The sequence below is a fragment of the Planktosalinus sp. genome, from assembly GCF_059864935.1.
In genome coordinates this window covers 1-5268 of the sequence record NZ_JCBCCK010000245.1, presented here as the reverse complement: position 1 = coordinate 5268, position 5268 = coordinate 1, and the positions used below count along the sequence as shown (strand labels likewise).

The 5268-nt window shown below is 41.5% G+C and carries 2 protein-coding genes; both read right to left on the bottom strand.

The genetic code is table 11. From position 1 onward, the window contains the following. Window positions 1-3439: fibronectin type III domain-containing protein (locus tag AC6F75_RS08480; RefSeq protein WP_500714576.1), on the bottom strand; the 3439-nt coding region annotated here is incomplete at its 3' end. Between the two features lie 414 nt (window positions 3440-3853). Continuing rightward, window positions 3854-5268, bottom strand: a 1415-nt coding sequence (locus AC6F75_RS08475) for a fibronectin type III domain-containing protein (RefSeq protein ID WP_500714575.1), incomplete at its 5' end; no start/stop codon positions are given.

Genomic DNA, 5268 nt, shown 5'->3' with positions numbered 1-5268 from the left:
CATAAGTTTGAACAATATTTAGATCAGACCAGGTGGCACCATCATCAGTTGATACAACCACTTGAACATAATGACTACCCATTGTAGTCACGGGGCTTGTACCTGACCACGGAATAACAGATACATCAAAGCGCAACTCAGGCTCAATGGCTGAATCGAGGTCGATGGAATGTGAAATTAGCCAGGCAGTGCTGCTTCCTGAGGATGTATAAAGGTTAATATATGCAGCAGTTCCGTTCGGATGTGTTCCATTATCATTATAATTTTGGGCACCCCAACCACCATCTGCAACTGTTACGGTTGTTGACGCAGTTAAACTTCCGGTCCCTTCAGACCAACAAGGCATGTTGACGTTAGTATTATAATTAAAAGTTGCATTCCCAAAATCCTCCATAGAAGTTGGGACTGTAGTTGCACCGCAAGCAGTAGTAAAACTAAATGGACCAACCCAAGGACTAAAATCACCTCCACCGCAATCACTTCTTACATAAAAATGATATGAGGTATTAGAGTTCAAACCTGATATTGGGTAAGATGCAGTAGTTAATCCAGAAACTGTAGGCGTACCGGTGGGTGAAAACCCGGCTGCACCCCATTCAATGTCCCAAGTGGTAGCTGTTCCATTTTCTGTCCATCCCAAATCAGCAGAAGTTGACGTGATACTTGTTGCGACAAGATTAGATGGAGGAATACAAGTTGGGGTTTCATAAACCGAAATATCATCCAATGAAATATACCAGGGAGTGGAGTTTATTTTTCCTTTGATTCCAATATAATAAACTCCTGTACTCGCAGGCGTAAACATATCTGAAAATAGTTGATACGGCCCATTTACCAGACCAGTTTCTGGCACTATTACATTAACCATATCTATAGAAGACGCTGATGTTCCATAACTTACAGTAAGACTTGCATTAGTTGCGGTTGCACCATCTTGTCTTGCATACGCATCAAATGTATAGCTTGTTCCAGCGGTTAATTCAATAGGGATAAATAACCAGTCTTCATTACCATACCTGAGTGTGGCATTCCAGTTTCCGGTCCGCGGTGCCCGATTGTATGTTGTTTCTGTATTATTTGCAGTCCAAACTTGAACGCCTGTTATTGATTCCTGAGAAAGACATCCTTCTACAATGGTATTATGTGTATATCCGGTTTCAAAACCTTCAAAATAAGGAATTGTATAGGGTAGGCATAAAGTACTAAAAGTATAAGGGTCTGACCAAGTACTTAAATCACCTCCTCCACAATCTGCTCTTACATAAAAGTCATACTCAGTTCCATCTAATAGGCCACTCAGTGGATAGGGGTTGGTGGTTACTCCTGCGATTGTTGGATTACCGGTGGGTGTAAACCCGACTGCACCCCATTCAATGTCCCAGGTGGTAGCTGTTCCATTTTCTGTCCAGCTTAAATCTACAGTTGTTTGAGTAATGTTTGAAGCAGTTAAACCGGAAGGTTGAGGACAAGTAATCGTCAAGCCAATATAAAAATTATCAAAAGCCATGTCCCAGTCTTGAGATACCCAGTTCCCTGTAATTTTAAATACAACATCCTGACCTGCATATGCAGTTAACGGATAGTTTTTTGATTGCCATCCCGCAACTCCGTCATTTGCTACCGTTTCCAAAACAGAATAAGTTGTGCCATAATCTGTTGAAATTTCAACTACAAAATCACCGGACCCTGCCGCAGGAGGACCATAGGGTGAAGAAAAAAGTGCTACCATATAGTCGAAACTTAAAATCATGTTCGCAGTTACAGGACCAATAGCTGATGATCTAAACGAACTGCCTGATGTACCTGTGGTATATATATTTTTATAAATATTATTACCGGGATTACCTGTCACTCCTCTGGTGGAACCAATAATCCATCCGGTTGTGTTCCATCCTGCAGGAGTTGTGGTGGTTGCAAAACCTTCTGTAAATGGAGGTGCAACCAATAAAGGTGTTGTGAAAGTAAATGGACCTGCCCAGGCACTTAAGCCATTAGCTCCACAGTTTGCCCTTACATAAAAGCTGTAAGCTGTATTTTGAGAAAGACCGGTGGCAGAAGTTGTCACAACACCGGTACCCACAGTACCTGTGGCAACTGCAGTGCCAGGATCAGCAGTAGCTCCAGAAGCCATTACCACCCATTCATAACCTCCTGTTTCTGTAGCAGAAGCTGTCCAGTTAAATGTGGCTGAATTATTCGTAATATTTGTCGCCGTTAAGGCAGTAGGAGCTACACAAGAGGGTGTCGCTTCATAAACCACATCATCCCAATAATGAGAGACTGTAGATATACCGGGATTCCTGATCGCTAATCTTGCGCCGGAAGGTACAGAATTTGGAATCGGAATTATTGTTTCCAGACCGTAAGCTATATTAGTTGCGTTTACAGTCTGAATATTGACAAAAGTAGCTGCAGAGGTTGCATCTGTCATATAGCCAACTTCTAAATGACCTGTACCAGAACCGACTCTTGTTTTAAACTTTAAACGGTGTGTTCCTGCGCTTATATTACTGAATTCAGGCAAAATAACAAATGTCTGGTTTGCCGGAGCCGAAGAGTACTGATAAATATTACGTGTACCTGAAGCAGGTGATGTACTGCTTATGGTCTGTGAACCTGTTCCTATAATTAATCGGTTCCAGCAGTTTGGAACAATATTTCCTGTTCCATAGGAATCAAAATTCTCGCTCAGGCTGGTAAAAGCTACACATAAGGTTGTAAAGTTAAAAGGCCCTGCCCAGGCACTTAAATCACCACCTCCACAATCTGCACGCACATAAAAATCATATGAAGTACTTGCCGTTAACCCTGTAAGTGGGTATGGGTTTGTAGTAACACCTGCTATAGTAGGCGTGCCGCTGGGTGTAAACCCTGATGCACCCCATTCAATGTCCCAGGTGGTTGCCGTTCCGTTTTCTGTCCATCCTAAGTCTGCTGTTGTTGTGGTTATAGCAGATGCAGATAAGCCTGATGGCTCAAGACAAGTTGGAGCCTCAATAATAGTTACTACTATATTTGACCAGTTAGCACTTGAACCCGACCAAGATTGATTGAGTGTAATGGACATTGTTCCATCTACAGTTGGATCGTAAGATGCAGTAAATGACCCCGAAAAAGTAAGGGTTGTAGCGTTGCCATTACTAGCCCCTCCGGTAGTAGGAGGATCAATGAGTACCGACCCTGCAGTTGTTGTCATTGTTAGATCAGCTTCACTAGAATAGGGACCACCTCCGGCTTCTACCCAATCTGCAGTTACAGTAAACTCACTGTAAAGACCTGCCGGAGCTCCGGCGGTGTTTGCCGCATCATTGATTACAAGCGTTTCAGGTGATCCCTGGGTTACCAATACCGGTCCGGTAACTGCAGGAAAATTATGCTGGGCATAAACACCATAACTTGAAGCCAAAATGGCAACAAGCAGAAAAATAATTTTTTTCATAATATGTTAATTTAGTTAGACGTTTTCCCAAAAAAAGTGACATCTTAATTGGTTAGTTTATTTTGGGAAATTTATAATTGTTATTAGCTACTAAATATAGTTAAAAAAGATGTTAAAAAAACAAGCAGATTTTTTTTTATATCTTAAATCGTTCAAAGTATTTTGTACTATATACAAAACAAGTTTTTATTCTTTTTTTAAGGATAATAGAGATAGAAATAATTTAATAATTTAACATAATTTGTCTTTTCTGAAGCCTTTCTTTAAAGTACTTTTTTTAACCCCCTCTGCCTGACAGGCTTTGTAATTAATGGAGTTCCCATTTTTAAAATAAGTATTGGCCACAAAAAAAGCTGCCCTTTCGGACAGCTTCTTTATTAAAAATGAATTTAAAATTGTAAACCTAATGAAAGGTTATTTTTTAATCAACCTGAAGATACCTGTCTTTCCGGTTGAAGTGGTTACTTGAATCAAGTAAGGACCTGACGCAAAGTTTGAAACATCGATTTGAGTCTCTAAGCTTCCTACTCTTTGTTCGATCAACTTCTGACCGGTCAAGCTGAATATGACAACTTTTTCAATTTCAATTTGACCAGAGATATTCAACACATCACCCATGGGGTTTGGATAAAAGGCAATACTGCTGAAATCAAAGTCGTTTACACTTAAAACATCTGTAGTAAATGCAAACGGACCTTCCCAATCGCTCATTCCATCAGGATCACAATCAGTTCTTACATAAAAGTCGTAATCGGTTTCTGCAGTAAGACCTGTTACAGTTACTGAAGTAACACCTGTTGCAACAGTGCCGGAAGCAACGGATGGATCAACCAAAGGATCATCACCTGAGTTGAATACCGCCCATTCATAACCATTGGTTTCTGTAGCAGAAGCTGTCCAGGAGAATTCAGCTGTTGTAGCTTCTACAGTGCCAAGTGTTACAGCGGTTGGCATATCACATACAAACACGATATCTGTTGTAACTGCTACCATTATTGAGTCACTTATAAATAAAGTAGTTTGATCACAAACAGATACAAGGTACAAATCGTAATCTGTACCGGGTGTAAGCCCTGTAATCATGGCTGAAGTTGAAGTAGCTCCGGGAACAAAATCCTCATCAACCGAAGGGTCAACAAAAGGATCGTCACCCGAGTTCATCAATCTCCAGAAATAACCTTCCACATCGCTGATGTCTGTTGGAGGTGTCCATGAGAAATCAATGGTAGTATCTGTAACGGCATCTATGGTAAGTGCTGAAGGAGCAGGACAAATTGCAACACCTTCTTCGATCATCACATCATCGATTACATTGGCACGCCCCCAGTTGTTTATTCCTTCAAAAGCAAGCTGATAGGTAGCTGTTGGATTAGGCAACGACAGCGTTTCCTGTGTCCAAGTTGCTACGTTCTGGGTATAATGTGCTATTTGTACCCAAGGATCGATATCGCTTTCGCGGTAATAAACCTTCAGCTCGTTTTGATCGCCTGCCCAAACTTCTTGTCCGTAGTAGAAAGAAAGCTCAGGATTACCCAATCCGGAAAGATCAAACACCGGGCTTACCAGTTTGGTAATGGGGTTGTTGGTGCCGGATTGACTTATAAAGCGTGCGTTTTGCGTCCCGCTAAAGGCCGTTGTAATGGCACCACCGGAGGAACCCGTTACAAACGTCCAGTCGGAAGTGCCCACTTCGTAAATTTGTGTCCAACAACCAAGCGTTGCACTAGAAGCTTCAAAATCTTCTAAGAAAGGGAAGGTGTTGACCACCTGACAGCTTACAACAGTTGTAAAGTTCAATGGACCTGCCCAAACACTTAAATTACCACTAC